Here is a 22,930-nt window from a genome sequence, read left to right as displayed (position 1 = left end):
GAGCCACGCGCGCACAGCATTAACGCCGCGCGTCATCTCGCGTGCAATGCAGCATGTTGCAATGCGTCCGAACGCTAGCCGCGCGCGATATCGCTCTTCGCCAGATCCCACATCAGGCAGTACGTGCCGACGGAAATCGGAGGCGGCAGCGGCGCCGCCGCCGGACCGGTGAAGCGCTCGGCGATGACGGCCGAGACAGCGCCGACCCGCGTGCCGTCGATCAGCACGAACCAGTCGCGCGCGCCTTCATTGCGCACCGCTGGAATGCCGGCCGTCGCACCCGACAATTCGGGCTCGCTCTCGAGCAGATGCATCGAGATGATGCCGTCGCGCATTTCGGGCCTCAGTCTGTCTTGCAGTGCATCACGCAAGGACGCCGCGTTGTCGGGTGTCGGCCGCAGCCGCACCATGCCGAGCGCAGCACCGCGTCCGGTGCCGTTGCTGATGGTGATGCGCACGACGACGCGCAGCATGTCCTTGAAGCGCGCCATGCTGCGCCGCGACCAGTCGGTCTGGTTGGCGAGCCGCGCCCGGTACGCGGGACTGTCGAGCACGTCGAGCGTCGCGGTCGAGTACAGCGAGAGATACTTGGGATTGGCGGCATGCGCGACATAGCGCCGCGCTTCCAGGAATCCGTCGATCGCGACGCGCTCTTCCAGATGCTCACGATCGTACCAGCGGTTGAAATCGGCCTCATCGGCTGCGTCGACATTCATCGACGTCAGCAGCATGCCTTTCCCGGCGAGCGGCATTGTTCTTGTCCTTCCCAGTCCATCCCCTCATGGTGAGGAGGCGCGACAGCGCCATCTCGAACCATGAAGGCCCCGTCGCAACATCTCGGCCCTTCACCCTTGGAGGCGCGCTCTTCGCGAGTTCCTCAGGATGAAGGGACAGGGTCTATCGCACGGCTTTCGATGCGAGGTCGGCGATCGACTTCATCACCGCGTCCCTCACGCCGGCATCATAGAGCGAATGTCCGGCTCCTTCCACGATGCGAAGCTCGGAACCGGGCCATACTTTCGTTAGGGCCTGCGATGTCTCGGGAGGACACAACAGATCGTAGCGGCCCTGGATGATGATGCCGGGAATCCCTTCGAGCCGGCCCGCGTTCCGCAACAACTGGTCTTCGCTCATGAAGGAGTTGTTGATGAAATAATGCGCCTCCATGAACGGCGTCGCGGGCAGCGTGCGCCAGACGTTCAGCGAGGTGAGGTCCAGCCGCGACTTGGCGGGCTTGTGCTCGGACAAGGCGCGCTCGGTGTCATGCCAGGCGCGCGCCGCGGGACCGTGCACGGCCGGATCGGCATCGAGGATGCGGCGCCAATAGGCCTCCACGGGTCGCGCTTGCTCTTCCCTTGGCAGCACCGTCAGAAAGTCCTCGTAGAGCGCGGGATAGAATTGCGGCAGGCGCACCGTGAAGCCCGTTTCCACCTCGGCTCGCGTGCCCAGGAACGTCGCGCGGAGCGCAATGCCGGAGACGCGCTCGGGATGCGCTTCTGCGTACGCCAGCGCCAGCGTCGCGCCCCAGGAGCCGCCGACCACCATCCAGCGTGATATGCCGAACTTCTCGCGGATTGTCTCCATGTCCGCGATCAGATGCGCCGTGGTGTTGTGCTCGCGCGATCCCTTGGGCCGGCTGCGGCCGCAGCCGCGCTGGTCGAACAGCACCGCATGCATACGCTCGGGATCGAAAAGCCGGCGATGGTCGGGCTGGCAGCCGCTGCCGGGGCCGCCGTGCAGATAGATCGCGGGGATGCCGTCGCTGCGGCCGACGCTCTCGACGTAGAGCTCATGACCGTCGCCGACGTCGAGCATCTCGGAGGTCAGCGGCGCAAAGGGATCGGCACGCCTCGCCGCTTCTTTGGCGGCTGTGCCTGCGTCGGCGTCAGGCGCCATTCTCGGATTCCAGGGTGCCGCCGGCGAAGTTGCGGTAGAGGAAGCGGCTGGTCTCGCCCTCGGCCTCGGCTTCCGCCTGTTTGAAGATGGTCTCGTGCAGCGGCGACAGCGCGCAGGCCGGATCCGTGTTGGCCGCGTCGCCCGTCAGCGCAAAGGCCTGGCAGCGGCAGCCGCCGAAATCGATCTCGCGGAATTCGCAGGACTTGCACGGCTCCTTCATCCAGCCTGTGCCGCGATAGCGGTTGAAGGCCTCGGAGTTCTGCCAGATCCAGGCGATCGAATGGTTGGAGCGCACCGATTCGAATTCGAGCCCGGTGATGCTCTCGGCGGCGTGGCAGGGCAGCACCTTGCCGGCGGGCGAGATGTTGAAGAACTGCCGGCCCCAGCCGCCCATGCATTTCTTCGGCCGCAACGCGTAATAATCGGGAACGACGTAGTCGATCGTCAGCCGGCCCTTGAGCCGCTCGCGCGCCTCCTCGACGATTTCGGTGCACTCATCCAGTTGCGCCACCGTCGGCATCAGCGCGGCGCGGTTCTTCAGCGCCCAGCCGTAATATTGCACATTGGCGACCTCGAGCCGGTCGGCGTCGAGATCGACCGACATCTGAATGATGTCAGGAAGCTGGTGCAAATTCTGCCGGTGCATCACCGCATTCACGGTGAGCGGCAAGTCGAGCTCGCGCGTCCACTTCGCGACTTCAAGCTTCTTGCGATGGCCGCCTTTGTAGCCGGCGACACGGTCGGCGAGACCTTCCTCGATGCCCTGGAAAGAGATCTGCACATGGCACAGCCCGGCATCCGCAAGATCGCCCAGCCGCTCGCGCCTCAGCAGCACGGCCGAGGTGATGAGGTTGGTGTAGAGCCCGACGTCGCTGGCATGCTTGACCAGCTCGACCAGGTCCTTGCGCGCCGTCGGCTCGCCGCCGGAGAAATGCACCTGGAGCACGCCGATCTCGGCGAGCTCGCTCAGGACCTTCTTCCACTCGTCCGTCGTCAGCTCCTTGCCGGAGCGGTCGAGCTCGACGGGATTGGAGCAATAGGGGCATTGCAGCGGGCAGCGGTGGGTGATCTCGAGCAGCACCGCGAGCGGAATGCCGAAGGTCTCCGCCGTCGAGCGCTGCTTTTCCAGCACCGCGAGGCTGTCGCTGGGTGGTGGGATGGTCACGTCGCTCATGACGTCTTCTCCCTGATCTCGGTGAGAAAGCCCTTGTCGGCGAGATCCTGCAGCATGACGATGACGTCGGCCAGGATCGCCTCGCGTGGCGCTGCGTATTTCGCAGCCAAGTGATCGGACACGTCGCCGACACTGCGCTTGCCGTCGCAGAGTTGCAAGACCTCGACCGCGATCTCGTCCGGCGCCAGCACCCGCTCCGGCGCCAGGATCACCCAGACTTTCCGGGTCTCGTCATATTTCAGCTTGGCATGCCGCGGCAGCACGGGGCGGCTTGCCTCGCTGACGCTGATGTTCCGCGGCCCGCCCATCGCTGTTCCCTCAACCCGCTTTGGGCACGAACGCGCCCGGCGGAATGTGGCCCTCGACATAGGCGTGCTGGAGCGCGTCGAGCTGCACCCACAAGACGTTGGTCTTGAAGATCAGCGCGTTGCAGACCTGCGCGCGCTGCTCCGGCGTCGTGGCATGCGCCTTGACATAATCGAGCGCGAAATTGGCGTCGCGCGGCGCCTGGGTCAGGCGGCGCTTGAAATAGCTCATGATGTCGGGGTTGACGAAATCGTAGTGCTCCAGCATGCCGGCGATGCGCTCTTCATGCAAATTCGGCGCGAACAATTCGGTGAGCGAGGAGGCGATCGCCTCCAGCGGACTCTTCTCGCGGCAGTAGTGCACGTACGCTTCCACCGCGAAGCGCGTTGCCGGCAAGATGCCTTCCGTCGATTCCACATAGGCCGTGTCGAGGCCGAGGCCCTCGGTCAGTTTCAGCCAGCGCTCGATCCCGCCCTCGCTTCCGACATCGCCGTCGTGGTCCTCGATGCGATGGCGCCATTCCACGCGCGTGGCGCGGTCGCGGAAGCGCGAGATCACCACCGCGTCCTTGATCGGAATCGTGCTCTGGTAATAATAGCGGTTGAGCGCCCAGGCCTGCACCTGGCCCTTGTTGAGCTTGCCGCCGTGCAGGAGCTTATGGAACGGATGCAGGCTGTGATACCGCGTCGCCCCGATATGGCGTAGCGTCGCCTCGAGCTCCTCGGCGCTGGTGAGCCGGATGTCCTTGCCGATCGAGAGCGCAGTCATTCCCGTCATTGAAGCCGCATTCACAGCACGATCTCCGTTCCGTCCGCCGGTATCTGCCAACCTGCCTGTTCAGCGGCTTTCCGCTCGCTTGAGCCGGGCAGCAGCGCCGGGTTCGAGTTATTGATATGCAGAAAGATCTTCCTGTCGAGTGTGAGGTCGGCCAGCCGGGCGATGGCGCCGTCCTCACCGGACATGGCGACATGGCCCATGCTCTTGCCGGTCTTGTGGCCGAGCCCGGCCCTGATCATCTCGTCGTCCTGCCACACCGTGCCGTCGAAGAAGACCAGGGAAGCGCCGTCGATCTCGGCCTTGAGCGCGTCGGTCACCTCGGCGCAGGCCGCGATGAAGTAGAAGCACTTGCCGGTCGCCTTGTCGGTGATCTTCAGCCCCAGCGTATCGCCGTCGCCGCTCTCGCCGCCGGGATGCGTCTTGCCTTCCAGATACCAGGCCGACTTGCCTGAGACGGCGAAGGGCAGCACTTCCAGCCCGGAGCGCGCACCATCGGGCAGGCGCGGCTCGAACGGCTCGCCGATAGCCATCGGCTCACGCCGCACGTGCTTCTCGTTCAGCACGTTGAAGATGCTGTTGCTGGCAAGGATCGCCAGCACCTTCTCATGCGCATAGATCGTGAATGGCGAGCTCTCGCGCATCGACAGCAGGCCTGCCACCGCATCCACTTCGCTGTTGGTCAGGATCACGCCCGCAATCGGCGTATGGCGTAGCGCCCCGGCCTTGGGGTGCAGTTGCGGCGTGGCATTCAGTTGCTGGCGCAGATCGGGGGACGCGTTGATCAGGAACCAATGCTCGCCGTCGCCGCTGAAGGCGACCGAGGCCTGGGTTCTCTGAAGCTCTGGGCCGTTTTCACGGGCCGCCCGGCAGCCCTCGCAGCCGCAATTCCATTGCGGCACTCCGCCGCCGGCTGCGGCGCCCAGGACGACGACGCGAAGCATGATCCGTCTCCTGGAGGCAACGTCGCCAGGTGGATCTCAGGACGACACGATTCTTGTCTTCCGGAAACTGATCGTGACCGAAAGTACGTGGGCCGAAAGATCCACCTGCGCAGAACGCAAACTCACCAGCCGCTTACTTGCGGGTGGCGCTCACATACATGTTGATCTCCATGCCGCAGGGCACTTCGACGATCTTCGGGGCTTTCCAGGCCATTTTGGCACTCCATTTTCGCAAATTCGGACGTATCCGCCCAGCCGTTAAGTTAGTGCGCGCGGAGAACTTCGCCAGTGAAATTTTCCCGAGAACGGCCATGTTGCGCCGCGAAAAACATCCCTTGGAACGTCACTTCTGGTGCGCTGCCTTGCGTCCGGCGCATTCGGTCGCGAACCCTGTCCTGATAAAGCAGTTGTGAGTGCAGTGCAGCTTTCAATCCGGTACAGGCGCCCCAAACTGGATCCTCGTGATGCCCAAATATTTCTTCAACACCCGCATCGGCGACGAACTGATCGTGGATCCCGAAGGGGAGGACCTGCGCAACCCGGATCGCGCCTGGGAGGTTGCCCGCCAGATGATCCTGGAGGTGGTGAAGTCCGAGGGCGCCCAGCGGGCCTTGCTGGACGCCGTGATCGAGGTCACCGACGTCGAAGGCGAGATCGTGCTGGAGTTCCCCTTCACCGAGGCCCTGTTGGACATCCCCGACCCGTCCGCAACGCGGCACTAGCCCCGCTCTCTCCCTCGTCATTGCGAGGAGCCCTTGCGACGAAGCAATCCAGACTGTTTCCGCGGCAGCAGTCTGGATTGCTTCGTTTCGCTCGCAATGACGGAGAATGTGGCCTCACCTGGCGTCAACCTCTACATTCGCCCCTGCGAAATCCGCATGGCTTTGCCGCGTTCCCGGCGCTAAAAGACGCGGGTCATACGGAGCAAGCCATGCAAGATCTCTGGCGCCTGTCGGCCGCCGACCTCGCCACCCTCGTCAAGTCCAGAAAGGTCTCCGCCAGGGAGGCCGCCCAAGCCGGTCTCGCCCGCCTGGACGCCGTCAATCCTCAGCTCAATGCGGTGATCGACCACCGCCCGGACGACGTGCTCAAGCAGGCCGACGCCGTCGATGCCGCCATCGCCAGGGGTGAGGACCCCGGCGTGCTCGCCGGCGTGCCCGTCACCATCAAGGCCAATGTCGACCAGGAGGGCTTTGCCACCACCAACGGCCTGAAGCTCCAGCGCGACCTGATCGCGCGCGAAGACAACCCGGTGGTCGCCAACTTCCGCAAAGCCGGGGCCATCCTGCTCGGCCGCACCAATTGCCCGGCCTTCTCCTATCGCTGGTTCACCACCAATCTGGTCCATGGCGACACCAAGAACCCGCGCGACGCTTCGCTGACGCCGGGCGGTTCCTCCGGCGGCGCGGGCTCAGCGGTCGCGGCCGGCATCGGCCACATCGCCCACGGCACCGACATCGCCGGCTCGATCCGCTATCCCGCCTATGCCTGCGGCGTGCACGGCCTGCGCCCGACTCTCGGCCGCATCCCGGCCTTCAATCCGGCGCTGCCGGAGCGCCCGATCGGGCCGCAGATCATGGCGGTCTCGGGGCCGCTGGCGCGCACGGTCAACGACATCAGGATTTCGCTCGAAGCCATGTCGGCCCGCGACATCCGCGACCCCTGGTTCGTGCCGGTGCCGCTGCAAGGCCCCGCACGGGACAAGCGCGCCGCGCTCTGCCTCAATCCGGGCGGGCTTGCCACCACGCCGGAGGTAAAGGCGGCGGTGAGTGATGCCGGCAAGCGGCTGGAGCGTGCCGGCTGGACCGTCGATGTCATCGAGGACACGCCGCCGATGCGCGAAGCGGTGGAGTGGCAGACCAAGCTCTGGCTCGGCGACGGCTATGAGGCGCAGCTCGAGATGGCCGAGCGCGAGGGCGATCCCGGCGCGCTCGCGTGCCTGCGCGGCAACCGCGGCAGGGTTACGCCGATGGACCAGGCGAACTACGCGAAGGCGTTGACCCGGCGCGCCACGCTGACGCGCGAGTGGATGCTGTTCTTCGAACGATATGCGGTGCTGCTGACGCCGGTCTCCGGCGAGCTGCCGTTCCCGGATCATCTCGACCGGAAGGACGACGAGTCGTTCAAGCGGGTCTGGGAAGCGCAGCTGCCGCAGATCGCAATTCCCTTCATGGGATTGCCCGGCCTCGTGGTGTCCACCGGTCTCGTCGGCAAGGCGCCCGTTGGCGTGCATATCGTCTCCGGCCGCTATCGCGAGGATCTGTGCCTGCTCGCGGGCGAGGCGATCGAGGCGGGCGGCGTGCCGCCGTCGCCGATCGATCCCGTGGGCTAGTGATGTCGGTGATCTACGACTTCAAGGCCAACTCGCTTGCCGGCGAGGAGGTCGCCATGCGCCGTTTCGAAGGCCAGGTGCTGCTGATCGTCAACACCGCGAGCAAATGCGGCTTCACGCCGCAATATCGCGGGCTGGAGGATCTGCATCGCAATCTGTCGCCGCGCGGCTTCTCCGTGCTCGGCTTTCCCTGCAACCAGTTCGGCGCGCAGGAGCCGGGGCAGGCGGACGAGATCCAGGAATTCTGCTCGACCCATTACGACGTCACCTTTCCCCTGTTCGAGAAGATCGATGTCAACGGCGCCAATGCGCATCCTCTGTACGAGTACCTGAAACACCAGCAATCGGGCCTGCTCGGCGCCTCCATCAAATGGAATTTCACCAAATTCCTGGTGGACCGTGCCGGCAAGGTGATCGCGCGCTACGCACCGACCGCCCGGCCCGAGGGATTGCGCAATCAAATCGAAACACTGTTGTAAGCGAGACAATCATGAGCGACGAATTTCCGGACCGCCTGTCGGTCGATCCGAACAGCCCGTATTACAACGCGGACATCCTGTCGCGCGACGTCGGCATCCGCTTCAAGGGCGTCGAGAAAACCAATGTCGAGGAATACTGCATCAGCGAAGGCTGGGTCCGCGTTACCGCCGGCAACGCCAAAGACCGCCGCGGCAACCCGCTGACCATCAAGGTGCACGGCCCGGTCGAGCCGTATTTCAGGGATAAGAAATAGTTTCTGAGCCCGCGCCGCGCTCTCTCCATGTCATTGCGAGCGTAGCGAAGCAATCCAGAATCTCACGGTTGAGGCAGTCTGGATTGCTTCGTCGCTTCGCTCCTCGCAATGACGAAAGTGAAAGGCCATCCCATGTCCGTCCGCATCGTCGACGTCCGCGAGATCACCAAGCCGATCTCATCGCCGATCCGCAACGCCTATATCGACTTCACGAAGATGACGACGAGCCTCGTTGCCGTCGTCACCGACGTCGTGCGCGACGGCAGGCGCGTGGTCGGCTACGGCTTCAATTCCAACGGCCGCTACGGGCAGGGCGGTCTGATCCGCGAACGCTTCGCCTCGCGCATCACGGAAGCCGATCCGAAGTCGCTGCTCAATGCCGCCGGCGACAATCTCGACCCCGATAAGGTCTGGGCCGCGATGATGACCAACGAGAAGCCGGGCGGCCACGGCGAGCGCTCGGTCGCGGTCGGCACCATCGACATGGCGGTGTGGGATGCTGTCGCAAAGATCGCGGGCAAGCCGCTGTTTCGTCTGCTCGCCGCGCGTCACGGCGTCACCGCCAATCCGCGCGTCTTCGTCTACGCCGCCGGCGGCTATTATTATCCCGGCAAGGATCTCTCGATGCTGCGCGGCGAGATGCGCGGCTATCTCGACCGCGGCTACAACGTCGTGAAGATGAAGATCGGCGGCGCTGATATCGAGGAGGACCGCACCCGCATCGAGGCGGTGCTGAAGGAGATCGGCAAGGACGCACAGCTCGCGGTCGACGCCAACGGCCGCTTCAATCTCGAGACCGGCATCGCCTACGCCAAGATGCTGCGCGACTATCCCTTGTTCTGGTACGAGGAAGTCGGCGATCCCCTCGACTACGCGCTGCAGGCCGCGCTCGCCGAATTCTATCCCGGCCCGATGGCAACAGGTGAAAACCTATTCAGCCACCAGGATGCCCGCAATCTGATCCGCTACGGCGGCATGCGCCCAGATCGCGACTGGCTGCAATTCGACTGCGCGCTGTCCTATGGCCTGTGCGAATACCAGCGCACGCTGGAGGTGCTGAAGACCCACGGCTGGTCCCCCAGCCGCTGCATCCCCCATGGCGGCCACCAGATGTCGCTCAACATCGCGGCGGGCCTGGGACTCGGCGGCAACGAAAGCTATCCCGACCTGTTCCAGCCCTATGGCGGCTTCCCGGATGGTGTGCGCGTCGAGAACGGCCACATCACCATGCCGGATCTGCCGGGCATCGGCTTCGAAGGCAAGTCCGATCTCTACAAGGAAATGAAGGCGCTGGCGGAGTAGCCCGGCTGTCGCCACATCCGTCATTGCGAGCGCAGCGAAGCAATCCAGAATCTTTCCGCGGCGGCAGCCTGGATTGCTTCGCCGCTACGCTCCTCGCAATGTCAGCGTAGAGTGCTCGCAATCATTCGCTTGTTGTTGTATTGTAGAGGCTCTCCTCAGCCGAGCGCGATCATGAAGCAGCCGTGCGTCTACATGTTCGCCAATCGTCGCAACGGGACGATCTATACCGGCGTTACTTCAAATCCGCCACGCCGCGCGTTCGAGCATCGCGAGGGCCTGGTGAAGGGCTTCTCTTCAAAATACGGCTGCAAGCTTCTTGTCTGGTACGAACTGCATCCGTCCATGACCGACGCGATCACGCGCGAGAAGCAGATCAAGGCAGGCAGCCGTGCCAAGAAGATCGCGTTGATCGAGAGTCTGAATCCGGCCTGGACGGATCTGTACGAGACTCTGATCTGATTCTGACCCCGGCCTTCCGCCACACACTCCGTCATTGCGAGCGCAGCGAAGCAATCCAGAATCGTTCCGCGGAAGCAGTCTGGATTGCTTCGTCGCTACGCTCCTCGCAATGACGAATGTGGTGCGAGCCGACCGGCCCCCTACGACAACCGCATATCCAGCAGCCGCCGCCCTTCGCCCTTCAGCAGCTTCTTCACCGCGCTGGACGCCACGACCTCGCCGTCATTCGCATACGCCTCGTGGTTCTTCTCGATGTCGTCGAGGCGGTAGAGGTAGTTGACCATGACGCCTGCGGATTCCCGCAATCCCTTCGGCGAGAGGTCCCCGAGCCAGTTGATGCGCTCCAGCCGCGCGCCGTTGCCGAGATGGAAGCGGGCGACGGAATCGATCAGCTTGCCCTTGGGCGTGCGCGCCTTCAGGAAGTAGTGTGCCGCGAGCGGCTCGATCACGGCGCGGAGCTGTGCCGTCGTCTCGGGGCTCTCGAACCATTTGGGATCGTCGAGGCGCTTCAGCGTCTCGCGGTCCTCGTCCGACAGCGGCAAATCCTTGTCCTGCTTCACCCAGGCCATGAAGCCCGGCACCGGCGACAGCGTCACGAAGGTGTCGAGCTTGGGCGTCTCGCGGCGCAGCTCCTCGACCACTTGCTTGATCAGGAAGCTGCCGAAGGAGATGCCGCCAAGGCCGCGCTGGGTGTTGGAGATCGAATAGAACACGGCGGTGCGCGCGCGCTCGATCGGCAGGTGCTGGCGGTCGACCGCGAGCAGCGGCGCGATCGCGCCGGGGATGGTCTCGGTCAGCGCCACCTCGACGAAGATCAGGGGCTCGTCGACCATCGCGGGATGGAAGAAGGCGTAGCAGCGGCGGTCGACCGGATCGATGCGGCGGCGCAGATCGTCCCAATCGCTGATTTCGTGCACGGCCTCGTAACGAATGATCTTTTCGAGGATGTTGGCCGGGGTCGACCAGTCGATCCTGCGCAGCACGAGAAACCCCCTGTTGAACCACGAAGAGAGAAGGTGCGAGACGTCGCGATCGAGCGCGGCGAGATCGGTGTGTCCGTTCATCATGCCGAGCAGATCGGCGCGCATGTTGACGAGGTCGCCGGTGCCGCCCGGCGCGCGGTTGAGCCGGCGGATCAGCTCCTGCCGCCGCGGCTCCGAGGCGAAATGCAGGGAGCTTGCGTCCTCGTCGCTCGGCGCGGCGCGCCATTTTTCGATCGCCTTGGACAGCCGCTCCCGATTGGGACCGAAATCGCGCACCAGTCCGTCGAAGAAGGCCCGGCGCCCCGCAGCATCCAGCTCCCGGTAAATGTCGAGTACCTCACGCGCCATCGCAGTGCCGGAAGCTTCGCCGCGGCCCGACAGCAGTGCATCGCACAGTTCGATCAGCCCATCGGCATCCCGTCTGGTGTCGGCGGAATCGCCACGACGAAGCAGCGTGCGGCCGCGCTCGGAGATGGTGGCGAGCAGGTCGGAGAAGAAGGCGTTGGCCATCTGGGCTTTCGTATCAGGTTTGTGCGTTGCGGGAGCTTACACGGGATTTGGGTGGAAGCCGATCACAATCAAGCGGAGGAATGCGGCAACTTTAGTCGGGCCGTGCGTTTGGAGAATGCAGGTCTGCCGGGGACACAACGCGCTGTCATGCCCCGGCCTGACTGAGGCATTCAGTACGCCGCGGCGTCTCGTTGCTAGCCGCGCCGCCTCGGCGTACTGGGTCGCCCGGTCAAGCCGGGCGACGACACGGTGTGTGTTGCGAACTCCGTCGGCGTCCGCCCCGTCACCTGGCGGAATGCTGCCGAGAACGCGGGCACGCTGGCATAGCCGAGCGATGTCGCGAGCTGCTTGACCGATACGCTGGCATCCGTCGACAGCCGCTGGATCGCCGCTGCGATCCGCGCGCGCTGGCACCAGCTCTTGAAGCTCAATTGCGTCTCCGTCGAGAACAGCCGCGACAGCGTCCGCGCCGAGGTTCCGACCTCGCGCGCGAGCGTGTCGATGTCGTGCAGGCCGGTGGGGTCGTCGAGCACGATCATCGCGGCTCGGCGGCAGCGCACCTCGCGCGGCAGCGGCACGAAGGTGGCGGAATCCTCGGCCTGGTGCAGTTCCAGCATCACGAGGCGAACCAGCAGCTCGGTGCGCTCCTCCGTGTTGCGCGCGTCGAACAGCGCAAGGATCGCCTGGTTGAGCAACGGCGAAACTCGCACCACGAATTCCCTGGTCAGTCCCTCATGGCGCTGTTCGCGTTTCAGCCAGGACAGGTCGAAATACAGCGTCCGCATCTCGATGTCGGCGAGCAGGTCGATGGCGTGCTCGAGCCCGGCCGGGACCCACACGGCCCGGTCCGGCGGCACCAGCCAGCGCCCCGCGGGCGTCGTCACCTGCATCGTGCCCTTGGCCGCGTAGATCAGCTGCGCCTCACGGTGCAAATGCGGATCGATCCGCAAACCCTTGGGATAATCGCGCGCGACCAGGTGCACGCCGGCGGGCGAGCGGTGGTTGCTCCGGACCTCCCGGAGGAGAGGCGTTTCCAAGTTTGGCCTTTCCAAGACAGTCATTGGCAGCATCCCGTCATGGGGAGGACATATAACTCATTTCGAAGCAGGAGAGGATTCTGGAAATGAACAGCCCCAGCCGGGTGATCGGTTTCGTCAACGCAGGCCATTTCATCGACCATTATTCGATGCTGATCTTCGCCGCGGCCGTCATCATCATGGGGCCGGCGCTCGGCATGGCCTATTCGGAACTTCTGCCTTATGCGACACCGGGCTTCGTTGCCTTCGGCGCGGGCTCGCTGCTCACCGGCTGGCTGGGCGACCGCTGGAGCCGCCGCCACATGATGCTGATCTTCTTCGTCGGCATCGGTCTGTCGATGGTCTCGGTCGGCTTCGTGCAGACCCCGGCGCAGCTCGGTGCCGCGCTGCTGGCGATCGGCATCTTCGCTTCGATCTATCACCCCGTCGGCACCGCGATGATCGTGTCCTATGCCGACCGGCTCGGCCGCGAAATGGGGATCAACGGCGTCTGGGGCAATCTCGGGGTTGCCTCCTCGGCGCTGGTCACCGGCGTGATCGGCCAATATCTCGGCTGGCGGTTTGCCTTCATCGTTCCCGGCGTGGTCACCATCCTGATCGGCATCGCCTTTGCGCTGATGGTCGTGCACGAGGACCGCAAAGGCTCGAAACAGGCGGCGGCGCAGGCGCGCGTGGCAAAACAAGACATGTGGCGCGTGGTGCTGTCGCTGCTGATCGTGGTGATCGCGATCTCGACCACGTTCAATGCCGTCACGGTGGCACTGCCAAAGCTGTTCGCGGAGCGGCTGGCCGATCTCACCAAAAGTCCGGCGCTGCTGGGCGTCATCGCGGCCTGCGTCTACGTGTTCGGCGCCATGACCCAGTACACGATCGGCCGGCTGCTCGACCGCTACTCGCTGAAGGCGGTGGCGCTGCCGCTGTCCTTCATGCTGGCGCCGTTCCTGTATCTGGCCGCGACCCTGAACAATCTGCCGCTGATCCTGGTCTCCATCGGCATCGTCATGGGCGCGTTCGGGCAGGTCACGGTGAACGACGCCATGGTCGGCAAATACACCAGCGAGGAATGGCGCTCGCGCGCCTATGCCGTGCGCTATTTCATCGGCTTCACCGCGGCCGGCGCCTCGGTCGGCCTGGTCGCCTGGCTCTACGAGCAGGGCGGCTTCGTCACCATGCTGCACGCCTTCGCCGCGCTCTGCCTGCTCGCGATCGCCGCCGCAATCATCCTGCCCCGCGAGATCAGGACGCCGCAGGCGGTGTAGGATTGCCGTGAGGCAGGCAACCGCATCCACATCGTCATTCCGGGGCGCGCGAAAGCGCGAGCCCGGAATCCATCTGGCGGCAGAATTTGCGGATCAATGGATTCCGGCCTCGTCGCCGCGCGCCGCCCCGGAATGACGGAAAGGGCGCAGGCGCCCGTCATTGCGAGGAGCCCTTGCGACGAAGCAATCCAGGCTGCCTCTGCGGAGGGACTTTGGATTGCTTCGCTGCGCTCGCAATGACGGTCGATGGAGCAGCGGCCGCGGTCGCCCAACGTACGTCCATCATCCCGCTCTACCCCTGTTTTGCCCGACAAAGCAAATCGCTTCGGTAACGCCGAAATTTCTTGAGCCTTTTCAACTCCATCCCTACTGTGCATGGGGTTGTTTTCGCACTTTTATCGTCGCGGCCAATCTCACACGTCTGGAACCCGCTCCACCTCCCGCGGGTTCTATCTCCATGGCCCCGACGCCGGGGTGAAGGGGAAAAGACACCTGCATGCGATGGAGCCTGCTCCGACCGGTCGGCCTTGTCCCCGGGGCGCTTGTCCTCACCACCATTGCGGTCAGTGCTGAAGCGGGTAAAACCGCCGGCCCGTCCGAATTCCTCCTGGTGGCGCAGATCGTGCTGCTGATCGCGGTCGGCCGCGGCCTCGGCGAGATCATGATGCGGATCGGCCAGCCCTCGGTCATCGGCGAATTGCTCGCCGGCATCATCCTGGGGCCGTCATTGTTCGGCTGGATCTGGCCGGAGGCGCAGGCCGCGATCTTCCCCAGGACGCCCGAGCAGAAGGCGATGATCGACGGCATCGCGCAAGTGGGCATCCTGCTCCTGCTGCTGCTCACCGGCATGGAGACCGATCTCAAGCTGGTCCGGAAGGTCGGCAGGGCCGCGATTGCGATTTCGATCGCCGGCATCGTCGTGCCCTTTGCCTGCGGCTTCGCGCTCGGCGCGTTCCTGCCCGACGCGTTGCTGCCCAATCCGCAACAGCGCCTGGTGGCTTCGCTGTTCATGGGCACGGCGCTGTCGATCTCCTCGGTGAAGATCGTCGCGGTAGTGGTGCGCGAGATGAACTTCATGCGGCGCAATGTCGGGCAGATCATCGTCGCGACCGCCGTCATCGACGACACCATCGGCTGGATCATCATCGCCGTCATCTTCAGCCTGGCTTCGCACGGAACGCTGGACATCGCCTCGGTGGCGAAGTCGGTGCTGGGCACGCTCGTCTTCCTCGCCGTGAGTTTCACGATCGGCCGCCGCCTGGTGTTCCAGCTGATCCGCTGGGCCAACGACAATCTCCGCAGCGCCGCAGCGGTCATCACGGTGATTTTGCTGTTGATGAGCGTAATGGCGATGATCACGCATCTGATCGGCGTCCACACCGTGCTCGGTGCCTTTGTCGCCGGCATCCTGGTCGGCGAATCGCCGATCCTGACGCGGCAGATCGACGAGCGCCTGCGCGCGTTGATCTCCAGCTTCTTCATGCCGGTGTTCTTCGGCCTTGCAGGCCTTGCCGCCGATCTTTCGGTGCTGCGCGATCCGCATCTTCTGATGCTGACCGGCCTCCTCGTCGTGATCGCCAGCGTCGGGAAGTTCGGAGGCGCCTTCGTCGGGGGCGCATTGGGTGGCCTGAACAATCGGGAGTCGCTGGCGCTCGCCAGCGGCATGAATGCCCGCGGCTCGACCGAGGTCATCATCGCGACCATCGGCCTCTCCATCGGCGTGCTCAGCCAGAACCTGTTCACGATGATCGTGACGATGGCGATCGTGACCACGATGGCGATGCCGCCGATGCTGCGCGCGGCGCTGGCAAGGCTGCCGATCAACGAAGAGGAGAGGGAGCGCCTGGAGCGCGAGGAATTCGAGAAGCGCGGCTTCCTGGCCAATCTCGAGCGTCCGTTGCTGGCGGTGGACGAGAGCGTCAACGCCACCTTTGCCGCCCACATCGCCGGTCTGATCGCAGGCATGCGCGGCCGGCCGATCACCGTGCTGCACATCGGCAAGCGGCCTGAGGAGCAGGAGAAGGGCCGCGACGGGGAAGAAAGCCACGAAGCCGTGGTGAAGAAGGCGGCCGAGGCGGCGTCCGCCAGCAGCGAGGGCGACGCCGGCAGCGTCGATGTCATCACCCGCGCACGGCGCGCGGAGCTCGGCGAGACGATCACCGAGGAGGCACGCAAGGGTTTTGACCTGCTCGTCGTCGGCGTCGACAAGGTTGCTGCGAGCAAGGATCGCTTCAGCCGCAAGATCGAGGATATCGCAGCGACGTTCGAAGGACCGCTCGCGATCGTCGCGGCCAAGGGCAAGCACCTGAAGCAGCCGATGCCCGAAGGACTCAACATCCTCGTTCCGGTCTCCGGCAGCGCCATCTCCAAGCGGGGCGCCGAGGTCGCGGTGGCGCTGGCGCAGGCCGGATCAGGCACGCTCCGGGTGATCTATGTGGCGACGACGCGCGACAAGGGCGCGCAGCGCGGCACCTCGCGCAGACTGAGCCAGGAGACGGGCATCCTCAAGGACACCAGCGATCTCGCTGCCCGCTACGACGTCGACATCACCACGACGCTGCGCGTGAACCGTGCGCCGGAGGCCGCGATCCTGCGTGAGATCGAAACCACCGACGTCGACCTCATCGTCATGGGCGTCGACCGCATCCAGGCCGACCATCTCTCCTTCGGCGGCGTCGCCGACGCCGTGCTGTGGCAGTCGAAGGTGTCGGTGCTGCTGGTGTCGAGCGGCGAGGCGCGTCAGGTCGCGGGGGAGCAGGCTTAGGGCTTCACCTCCGCCACCTTGACCGCCTTCTTGCTCGCCCGCCAGTTCTCGAACCTCTGCACCACTACGAAAAACGCCGGCACGAACAGCACCGCGAGGCAGGTTGAGGCCAGCATGCCCGAGAACACGGTGATGCCGATCGACTTGCGCGCGCTGGCGCCGGCGCCGGTGGCGAGCACCAGGGGCACCACACCGAGGATGAAAGCGAACGAGGTCATCAGGATCGGGCGGAAGCGGGCGCGGGCAGCTTCGATTGCGGCCTCCAGCACCGGCTTGCCGTCGCGGCCGTGGAGCTCGAGCCCGACCTCGACGATCAGGATCGCGTTCTTGGCCGACAGCGCGATCAGCAGAATCAGGCCGATCTGGCAATAGAGGTTGTTGTCGATCTTGAGCGCGCTGAGGATCAGCATCGGCCCGAGCAGCGACAGCGGCACCGCGAGGATCACCGAGATCGGCGCGTACCAGCTCTCGTACTGGCCGGCGAGCACGAGATAGACCAGCAGCATGGCAAGGCCGAACACCCAGTAGATCTGGTTGCTGACCGCCTTCTCCTGGTACGACATCGCGGTCCATTCATAGCCGGTGCCCGGCGGCAGCGTCTTGTCCGCGATCTCCTCCATCAGCTTCAGCGACTGACCGGAGGAGTAGCCCTGCGCCGGCAGGCCGATGACGGTCGAGGACGGATAGAGGTTGTAGAGGCTGATCAGCGACGGGCCGGTGGCCGGCGTGATCTTGGCGATGGTGCCGATCGGGATCATGTCGCCGTTCGAGTTGCGCACCTGCATGTTGGCGATGTCGCGCTCCGTGACGCGGAAGGCCGGATCGGCCTGGGTGTAGACCTGGAATGCGCGGCCGAACTTGTTGAACTGGTTGACATAGGACGAGCCGAGATAGGTCGACAGCGCCGAGAACACCTGATCGGTGGTCACGTGCAGCGTCTGGGTCTTGACGCGGTCGATCTCGATATTGAATTGCGGCACCGACGAGCGGAACGAGGACTGCACGCGCTGCAGCGCGCTCTGGCTCTGGGCGTTGCTGACCATCGCGCCGGTGATCGCCTGCAGCTTGGCGAAATCGCTGTTGCCGTCGCGCAGCTCGACCTGCATCGAGAACCCGGCGGCGTTGCCGATGCCCTGGATCGGCGGCGGCGGCAGCACCAGCGTGCGTGCCTCCATGATGGTCGCGAGCTTGTCGTTCAGCCCGTACACCAGCGAGCGAAGATCCTCGCCGGGTCCTTTGCGTGCGTCCCAGTCCTTCAGGATGATGTAGGCGACGCCGGCATTGGCGAGGCTGGCGCTGTTGTCGAGCGCGGAGATGCCGGCGATGGTGATGACTTGCGACACGCCGGGCGTGTCCTTGATGATCCCGCTCGCTCTGTCGAGCACGGCTTGCGTCCGCTCCAGCGCCGCGCCGTCGGGCAGTTGCACGGCGGCGATCAGATAGCCCTGGTCCTCGATCGGCAGGAAGCCGGTCGGCACCCGCGACAGACCATAGCCGCTGCCCGCGATGACCAGCAGCGCGAAAGCGACGGAGATCGTGGCGTGTTTCACCAGGAAGGTGATCAGCCGCGTGTAGCCGCGCTCGACGCGGTTGTAGACGGCGTTGAAGCCTCTATAGAAGAAATTGCGCTGCTCTGGCGGCACCGTCGGCCGCAGCCAGAGCGCGCATTGCGTCGGCTTCAACGTCGCCGCGTTGATGGCGGAGAGAAGCGCGGTCGCCGCGATCACCAGTGCAAATTGCGAATAGATGCGCCCGGTGAGGCCGGCGAGGAACGAGGCCGGCAGGAAAACCGAGATCAGCACCAGCGTGATGCCGACGATCGGCGCGAACAGCTGGTCCATCGCCTTGATCGCGGCGTCGTGGCCATTCATGCCCTGCTCGATGTTGTGCGCGGCGCCTTCGACCACGACGATGGCGTCGTCGACCACGATGCCGATCGCGAGCACGATCGCGAACAGGGTCGACATGTTGATGGTGAAGCCGAGCGCCGCCATCGCGGCAAACGCACCGATGATCGTCACCGGCACCGTCGTTGCCGGCACCAGCATCGCGCGCCAGTCCTGCAGGAAGACGAGGATCACGACCAGCACCAGCAGGCCGGCCTCGATCAGCGTCATGTAGACCTCGTGCACCGAGGCCTCCACGAACTTGGTGGTATCGAACGGGGTATCGTATTTGACGCCCTCCGGGAATCGCTTGGCGAGCTCCGCCATCTTCTTCTCGACGGCCTGCTCGACCTGGAGCGCGTTCGCGCCGGGCGACTGGAACACGCCGATGCCGACGGCCGGCTGGTTGTTGAGCGAGAAGATCTGGCTGTACGTCTGCGCCCCGAGCTCGACCCAGCCGACGTCGCGCACCCGCGTGACGTCGCCGCTGGCGCCCGACTTGACGATGATGTTCTCGAACTGGCTGGTGTCGTCGAGCCGCCCATTGACGTTGAGCGTGTACTGGAACGCCTGTCCCGGCGGCGTCGGCGGCGCGCCGACCTGGCCGGCCGAGACCTGCTGGCTCTGCTGCTGGATCGCCTGGATGATGTCCTGCGGCACCAGGCCCCGGACCTGCAGCTTGTTGGGATCGAGCCAGACCCGCATCGAATACTGGCCGGCGCCGAAGACGGTGACGTTGCCGACGCCGGGCAGGCGGGAGAGCTCGTCGCGGATGTTGATGGTGGCGTAGTTGCTCAGATAAAGGCTGTCGTATCTCGAATCCGGCGAGGTCAGCGTCACGAACAGCAGGATCGAGGTCGACCGCTTCTGCACGGTGACGCCCTGGTTCTGCACGGCGCTCGGCAATTGCGACAACGCGCTGGAGACGCGGTTCTGCACCAGTACCTGCGCGAAGTTGAGGTCGGTGCCGATCTTGAAGGTCACGGTCAGCGTGTAGGTGCCGTCCGAGCCGCTGTAGGACTGCATGTAGAGCATGTCCTCGACGCCGTTGACCTGCTGCTCGATCGGCAGTGCCACGGTGTCGATCACGGTCTTGGCGCTGGCGCCGGGATAGCGCGTGGTGACCTGCACGGTCGGCGGTACCACGTCCGGATATTGCGCGATGGCGAGATTGAACAGCGCGACGCCGCCGATCAGGATCATCAGGAGCGCGATGACGTTCGAGAGGACCGGCCGCTCGATGAAGAATTTCGAGATCATGGTTGCGTCCCCTTACTTGGCAGACGCCTGCGGCTGCTCGATCTTGGTCATTTGCGGATCGATCTTCTGGCCCGGGATCACCCGCAGCAGTCCCGCGATGACGACGCGGTCCTCCGGCTTCAAGCCGTTTTCGATCACGCGCAGCCCGTTGTCGACCGGGCCGATCTGCACCTTGCGCTGCTCGACGGTGTTGTCGCCGTTCACCACCAGCAAATAGCGGCCGCCCTGGTCGCTGCCCAGTGCCGTGTCGGGGACGAGCAGGGCGCTCTTCTCCTGGTCGAAGGGCACGCGGACCCGGACGAAATAGCCGGGCAGCAGCACCCGCTTGTCGTTGGGGACGAGGCCGCGGACGGCCAGTGTGCCCGTCGATTGATTGAGGGTCGGCGAGACGTAGTCGAGCTTGCCCTCGTGCGGATAGCCGGTCTCGGTCTGGAGCCCCACCTGAATGGGGATTTGCTTCATGTCGGCGGGCGTCAGTCCACGGCGAGTGGCTTCCGCGCGGATGCGCAGCACGTCCTGCTCGTTGACGGTGAAGTTCACGTAGATCGGGTCCATCGCGACGATGGAGGCGAGCTGGGTCGGCGAGGAGACGCCGACGAGCTCGCCGACCGAGACCATGTGGGCGCTGACGATGCCGTCGAACGGCGCTATCACCTTGGTGTAGCCGTAGTTCACTTCGGCGAGCCTGGTATTGGCCTGCGCCTGCTGCAGATTGGCCTGGGCGTTGTCCCGCGCCGAGGTGGAATTATCGAGCGTGGCCTGCGAGACCGCCTGACGCTGCACCAGCTCGGCCTGCCGCTTGTAATCGGCTTCCGACTGCTTGACCGAGGCCTGCGCGCCGGCCTCGGCCGCCTGCGCCTGCTCGAGCTTGAGCTTGTAGGTCTCCGGCTCGATCGTGAAGAGCTGGGTGCCCTGCTTGACGAAGGTGCCATCCTGATAGTCGATCGATTGCAGAAAGCCTTGCACCCGCGCCACGAGATCGACGCTCTTGATCGGCGCGGTGTTGCCGGTCGCCTCGATGTAGCGCGTGACCGGACGATGCACCGGCGTTGCCACCTCCACCTTGGGCGGCGGCGGCGCCACGAACGTGTTCTTGTCCTCGCATCCGGCGAGCGCGATCACGGACGCCGCAGCGGAAAGGCCCCGCACGATATGTCTCCACGCTCCATTGCGTCGTGCGGGAAAGGCGGGATTCGCTGCGGTCATTCGGTAGCCCCCGATTGCGGTCTGTCGGTGCGGCAGGCTAGCAACAAACGACTGGCCGTGAAACACCATAGCCATGGCAGTCGCCGACCTTGCACCGCAACGAGCGATATGGCCTTTGACAAGTTTATCACGACAAACCGCTTTTCACCGAGGTCATGATCGACCAGAATTGTATCAAAGGCCGCGAGCCAGACGGAGCGGCGGGAAGAAGAAAAGGTGAGGAGACCATGACATGCCAACGCCATTCCGGTCGGCCCTCTCGGGCCTCCTCGTTCTCGCAGCGATCGTTGCCATGCCCGCGCTAGCAGACGGCCTGAAAGACGAGATTGCGCCGACCGGCAAGCTGAGGGTCGCGATCGCCATCAGCCCCGCAGGCGGCGCGTTCTGGTCGACCAGGACCGAAGCCGGCTATGCCGGTGTCCCCGTCGATCTCGGCAAGGCGATGGCCGCACAGCTTGGCGTCCCCGTCGACTATGTCGTGCACCAGAATTCCGGACAGATCACTGACGCCGCGTCAAAAGGGACGTGGGACGTCACCTGGTTGCCCAAAGATCCCGAGCGCGAGACCAGGATGCTGTTCGGCCCGATCTACGAGGTGGCGGACGCCACCTACATCGTCAAGCCGGGCTCGGCAGTCACCAACTTCGCCACGCTCGACCAGCCCGGAATCAAGGTTGCTGCCGTCAACGCCACGACGACCATGCGTGGCGCGATCGCACATCTGAAGCATGCGAAGGTCACGGGTTATCAGACCTATGACGAGATCTTCGGCCTGTTGAAGAGCGGCGAGGTCGATGCCTTCGCGCTGTCGCGCGACCAGCTCAACAAGATGGCGCAGAAGATTCCGGGCACGAAGGTGCTGGACGAGACGTTCAAGAAGACGGTGACCGCCGTCGCCGTCCCGCTCGGCCACAGCCAGGCCTTGGCGTTCGTCACGAGATTCCTGACGGATGCGACAACGAACGGCACGTTGCGGAAGGCCTATGACAACAACGGCCTGAAGGATTCGCCGATACGGACGGAATAGATCTGTTGGCCCGGCTTGCCGCGGTCCGGCTAGAGTTCGGCTGCTTCGCGCGCATGCCATGCTGAAAGCACCGCGCCTTCCTCAGCGGAGCTGAGGCCGACCACCGGCCCGTTGCTGGCGCGGAGCCAGTCGAGCGTATCGCGTGCGGTGATCGCGACGGAGCGCGAGCTCAGGCCAGCCGCGCGGGCCGGCGAGGTGTCGCGCGTCATGAAGCCGGCGAAGTCGGGCAGGGGCAGCCACATCGGCAATGACCGCGGACCCGCCCAGCGCCGCACGTCATGCGCTTCCAGAAAGGCGCGATCGACCCAGGCGAACGTGCAGGACGCATTCAGCGCGGCCGCGCATTCGGCGAGCAGTTCGCCGCGCGTGCGCACCGGTCCGATCCCGTCATAGATGCCGGTGAGGCGAACCTCCGCGGCATGCACGATCCATTGCGCAAGATCGCGCACGTCGATGAACTGGACGGCATCATCAGGCGATCCCGGCGCCAGCACCTGGCCGCCCCGCGCGAGCCGCGCCGGCCAATAGGCGAAGCGCCCGGTCGGGTCCTCCGGTCCGGCGATGAGGCCGGCGCGGCAGATGAAGGCATCGTCGCCGACCGCCTGCTCGCAAGCGACCTTGGCGGCGCCATAGATGGCATCGGTGCTGTGTTCGAGATCCGCCGACGCGGGTTCGCGCAGCGGCGCCGTGTCGGCACGCTGTCCCGGGATGCGATTGTCGGCATACACGCTGATGGTCGAAACGAAGGTCCAATGCACGTCCGGCCGCTTCAGCGCGGCGACCGCGCGGCGGACCTGACCTGGATGTCGCGAGACGTCGACCACTGCATCGAATGTCTCGCCGGTCAGTGGCGCAAGACCGTCAGCGACGTCGCGATCGATCCGGATGAGGCGGGCGCCCGCCGCGATCGGTCCCGCGAGACCGCGGGCGGCGCAGGTCACGTCGTGGCCTGCAGCACAAGCGTGGGAGGCGATCGCGCGCCCGAGGAACTGGCTGCCGCCGAGAATGAGGACGCGCATGGAAAGGTCCGTTCCGCCGATGAGGCAAAGAGCCTACAACGCCCGGTAGCGGTTGCAAA

Annotated in this window: 21 protein-coding genes; 9 read left to right on the top strand and 12 right to left on the bottom strand. The window is 64.9% G+C overall.

All coding sequences use genetic code 11. The features are described 5' to 3' along the window. Positions 1 to 74: 74 nt before the first annotated feature. The 7 genes from RX330_RS30170 to pqqA form a co-directional block, all read right to left on the bottom strand. The gene (locus RX330_RS30170; RefSeq protein WP_317240905.1) at positions 75 to 752 is read right to left on the bottom strand and encodes a DUF4286 family protein; all 678 of its coding nucleotides are present in this window, start codon (positions 750 to 752) and stop codon (positions 75 to 77) included. A gap of 145 nt (positions 753 to 897) precedes the next feature. After that, positions 898 to 1,896, bottom strand: a complete 999-nt coding sequence (pip, locus tag RX330_RS30165; RefSeq protein ID WP_317240904.1) for a prolyl aminopeptidase — start codon at positions 1,894 to 1,896, stop codon at positions 898 to 900. Then, positions 1,886 to 3,070, bottom strand: a complete 1,185-nt coding sequence (pqqE, locus tag RX330_RS30160; RefSeq protein WP_317240903.1) for a pyrroloquinoline quinone biosynthesis protein PqqE — start codon at positions 3,068 to 3,070, stop codon at positions 1,886 to 1,888. Before pqqE ends, pip begins: the two co-directional genes overlap by 11 nt. Further along, on the bottom strand, positions 3,067 to 3,378 hold the full coding sequence (pqqD, locus tag RX330_RS30155) for a pyrroloquinoline quinone biosynthesis peptide chaperone PqqD (protein WP_317240902.1): 312 nt from the start codon (positions 3,376 to 3,378) through the stop codon (positions 3,067 to 3,069). Before pqqD ends, pqqE begins: the two co-directional genes overlap by 4 nt. 10 nt (positions 3,379 to 3,388) lie before the next feature. Further along, positions 3,389 to 4,144 carry a pyrroloquinoline-quinone synthase PqqC gene (gene pqqC / locus RX330_RS30150; RefSeq protein ID WP_375848513.1) on the bottom strand — a complete coding sequence of 252 codons (756 nt, stop codon included), beginning with the start codon at positions 4,142 to 4,144 and terminating at the stop codon, positions 3,389 to 3,391. 20 nt (positions 4,145 to 4,164) lie between these two features. After that, positions 4,165 to 5,094: a pyrroloquinoline quinone biosynthesis protein PqqB gene (gene pqqB, locus RX330_RS30145; protein ID WP_212088769.1), complete on the bottom strand. Its 930-nt coding sequence runs from the start codon at positions 5,092 to 5,094 to the stop codon at positions 4,165 to 4,167. A 133-nt stretch (positions 5,095 to 5,227) separates the two neighbouring features. After that, a complete protein-coding gene (gene pqqA, locus RX330_RS30140) occupies positions 5,228 to 5,308 on the bottom strand; it encodes a pyrroloquinoline quinone precursor peptide PqqA (protein ID WP_007595659.1) in 81 nt (26 codons plus the stop codon). 250 nt (positions 5,309 to 5,558) lie between these two features. Here pqqA and RX330_RS30135 point away from each other — a divergent pair, with 250 nt between their 5' ends. The 6 genes from RX330_RS30135 (at position 5,559) to RX330_RS30110 (ending at position 9,920) form a co-directional block, all read left to right on the top strand. Continuing rightward, positions 5,559 to 5,816, top strand: coding sequence for a DUF6894 family protein (locus RX330_RS30135; protein ID WP_212088771.1), 258 nt, complete (start codon positions 5,559 to 5,561; stop codon positions 5,814 to 5,816). Between the two features lie 209 nt (positions 5,817 to 6,025). Beyond that, positions 6,026 to 7,426 (top strand): amidase family protein, encoded by a 1,401-nt coding sequence (locus RX330_RS30130; RefSeq protein WP_317240900.1) that lies wholly within the window; start codon positions 6,026 to 6,028, stop codon positions 7,424 to 7,426. 2 nt (positions 7,427 to 7,428) lie between these two features. Next, positions 7,429 to 7,905 (top strand): glutathione peroxidase, encoded by a 477-nt coding sequence (locus RX330_RS30125; RefSeq protein ID WP_212088775.1) that lies wholly within the window; start codon positions 7,429 to 7,431, stop codon positions 7,903 to 7,905. An 11-nt stretch (positions 7,906 to 7,916) separates the two neighbouring features. Next, on the top strand, positions 7,917 to 8,159 hold the full coding sequence (locus RX330_RS30120; RefSeq protein ID WP_212088777.1) for a DUF3297 family protein: 243 nt from the start codon (positions 7,917 to 7,919) through the stop codon (positions 8,157 to 8,159). Positions 8,160 to 8,291: 132 nt separating this feature from the next. After that, complete coding sequence (gene tarD / locus RX330_RS30115; RefSeq protein ID WP_317240899.1) at positions 8,292 to 9,461, top strand: D(-)-tartrate dehydratase; 1,170 nt, start codon at positions 8,292 to 8,294, stop codon at positions 9,459 to 9,461. A gap of 171 nt (positions 9,462 to 9,632) precedes the next feature. Next, positions 9,633 to 9,920 carry a GIY-YIG nuclease family protein gene (locus RX330_RS30110; protein WP_317240898.1) on the top strand — a complete coding sequence of 96 codons (288 nt, stop codon included), beginning with the start codon at positions 9,633 to 9,635 and terminating at the stop codon, positions 9,918 to 9,920. A gap of 140 nt (positions 9,921 to 10,060) precedes the next feature. Here the strand turns inward: RX330_RS30110 and RX330_RS30105 are convergent, their stop codons facing one another. Together RX330_RS30105 and RX330_RS30100 are read right to left on the bottom strand one after the other, a co-directional pair. Next, positions 10,061 to 11,413, bottom strand: coding sequence for a malonyl-CoA decarboxylase (locus RX330_RS30105; protein WP_212088787.1), 1,353 nt, complete (start codon positions 11,411 to 11,413; stop codon positions 10,061 to 10,063). Between the two features lie 194 nt (positions 11,414 to 11,607). Continuing rightward, positions 11,608 to 12,483 (bottom strand): AraC family transcriptional regulator, encoded by an 876-nt coding sequence (locus RX330_RS30100; RefSeq protein WP_375848470.1) that lies wholly within the window; start codon positions 12,481 to 12,483, stop codon positions 11,608 to 11,610. Between the two features lie 53 nt (positions 12,484 to 12,536). On the opposite strand from RX330_RS30100, the gene RX330_RS30095 reads away from it, so the two are divergent. Together RX330_RS30095 and RX330_RS30090 are read left to right on the top strand one after the other, a co-directional pair. After that, complete coding sequence (locus RX330_RS30095; RefSeq protein WP_212088791.1) at positions 12,537 to 13,709, top strand: MFS transporter; 1,173 nt, start codon at positions 12,537 to 12,539, stop codon at positions 13,707 to 13,709. Between the two features lie 496 nt (positions 13,710 to 14,205). Next, positions 14,206 to 16,473 carry a cation:proton antiporter gene (locus RX330_RS30090; protein ID WP_317240897.1) on the top strand — a complete coding sequence of 756 codons (2,268 nt, stop codon included), beginning with the start codon at positions 14,206 to 14,208 and terminating at the stop codon, positions 16,471 to 16,473. Here the strand turns inward: RX330_RS30090 and RX330_RS30085 are convergent. Continuing rightward, the gene (locus RX330_RS30085; protein WP_317240896.1) at positions 16,470 to 19,619 is read right to left on the bottom strand and encodes an efflux RND transporter permease subunit; all 3,150 of its coding nucleotides are present in this window, start codon (positions 19,617 to 19,619) and stop codon (positions 16,470 to 16,472) included. The two genes, RX330_RS30090 and RX330_RS30085, sit on opposite strands and share 4 nt — an antisense overlap. Before the next feature lie 12 nt (positions 19,620 to 19,631). After that, positions 19,632 to 20,825 (bottom strand): efflux RND transporter periplasmic adaptor subunit, encoded by a 1,194-nt coding sequence (locus RX330_RS30080; protein WP_317240895.1) that lies wholly within the window; start codon positions 20,823 to 20,825, stop codon positions 19,632 to 19,634. Positions 20,826 to 21,057: 232 nt separating this feature from the next. Here RX330_RS30080 and RX330_RS30075 point away from each other — a divergent pair, with 232 nt between their 5' ends. Further along, entirely contained in the window at positions 21,058 to 21,852 is a 795-nt protein-coding gene (locus RX330_RS30075; RefSeq protein WP_317240894.1) for a transporter substrate-binding domain-containing protein, read from the top strand. A 29-nt stretch (positions 21,853 to 21,881) separates the two neighbouring features. Here the strand turns inward: RX330_RS30075 and RX330_RS30070 are convergent, their stop codons facing one another. Next, the gene (locus RX330_RS30070) at positions 21,882 to 22,871 is read right to left on the bottom strand and encodes an NAD-dependent epimerase/dehydratase family protein (RefSeq protein ID WP_317240893.1); all 990 of its coding nucleotides are present in this window, start codon (positions 22,869 to 22,871) and stop codon (positions 21,882 to 21,884) included. Positions 22,872 to 22,930: the final 59 nt, after the last annotated feature.

This window comes from Bradyrhizobium sp. NDS-1, from assembly GCF_032918005.1.
Classification (GTDB): domain Bacteria; phylum Pseudomonadota; class Alphaproteobacteria; order Rhizobiales; family Xanthobacteraceae; genus Bradyrhizobium; species Bradyrhizobium tunisiense.
This window is presented reverse-complemented; position numbering and strand designations above follow the sequence as displayed.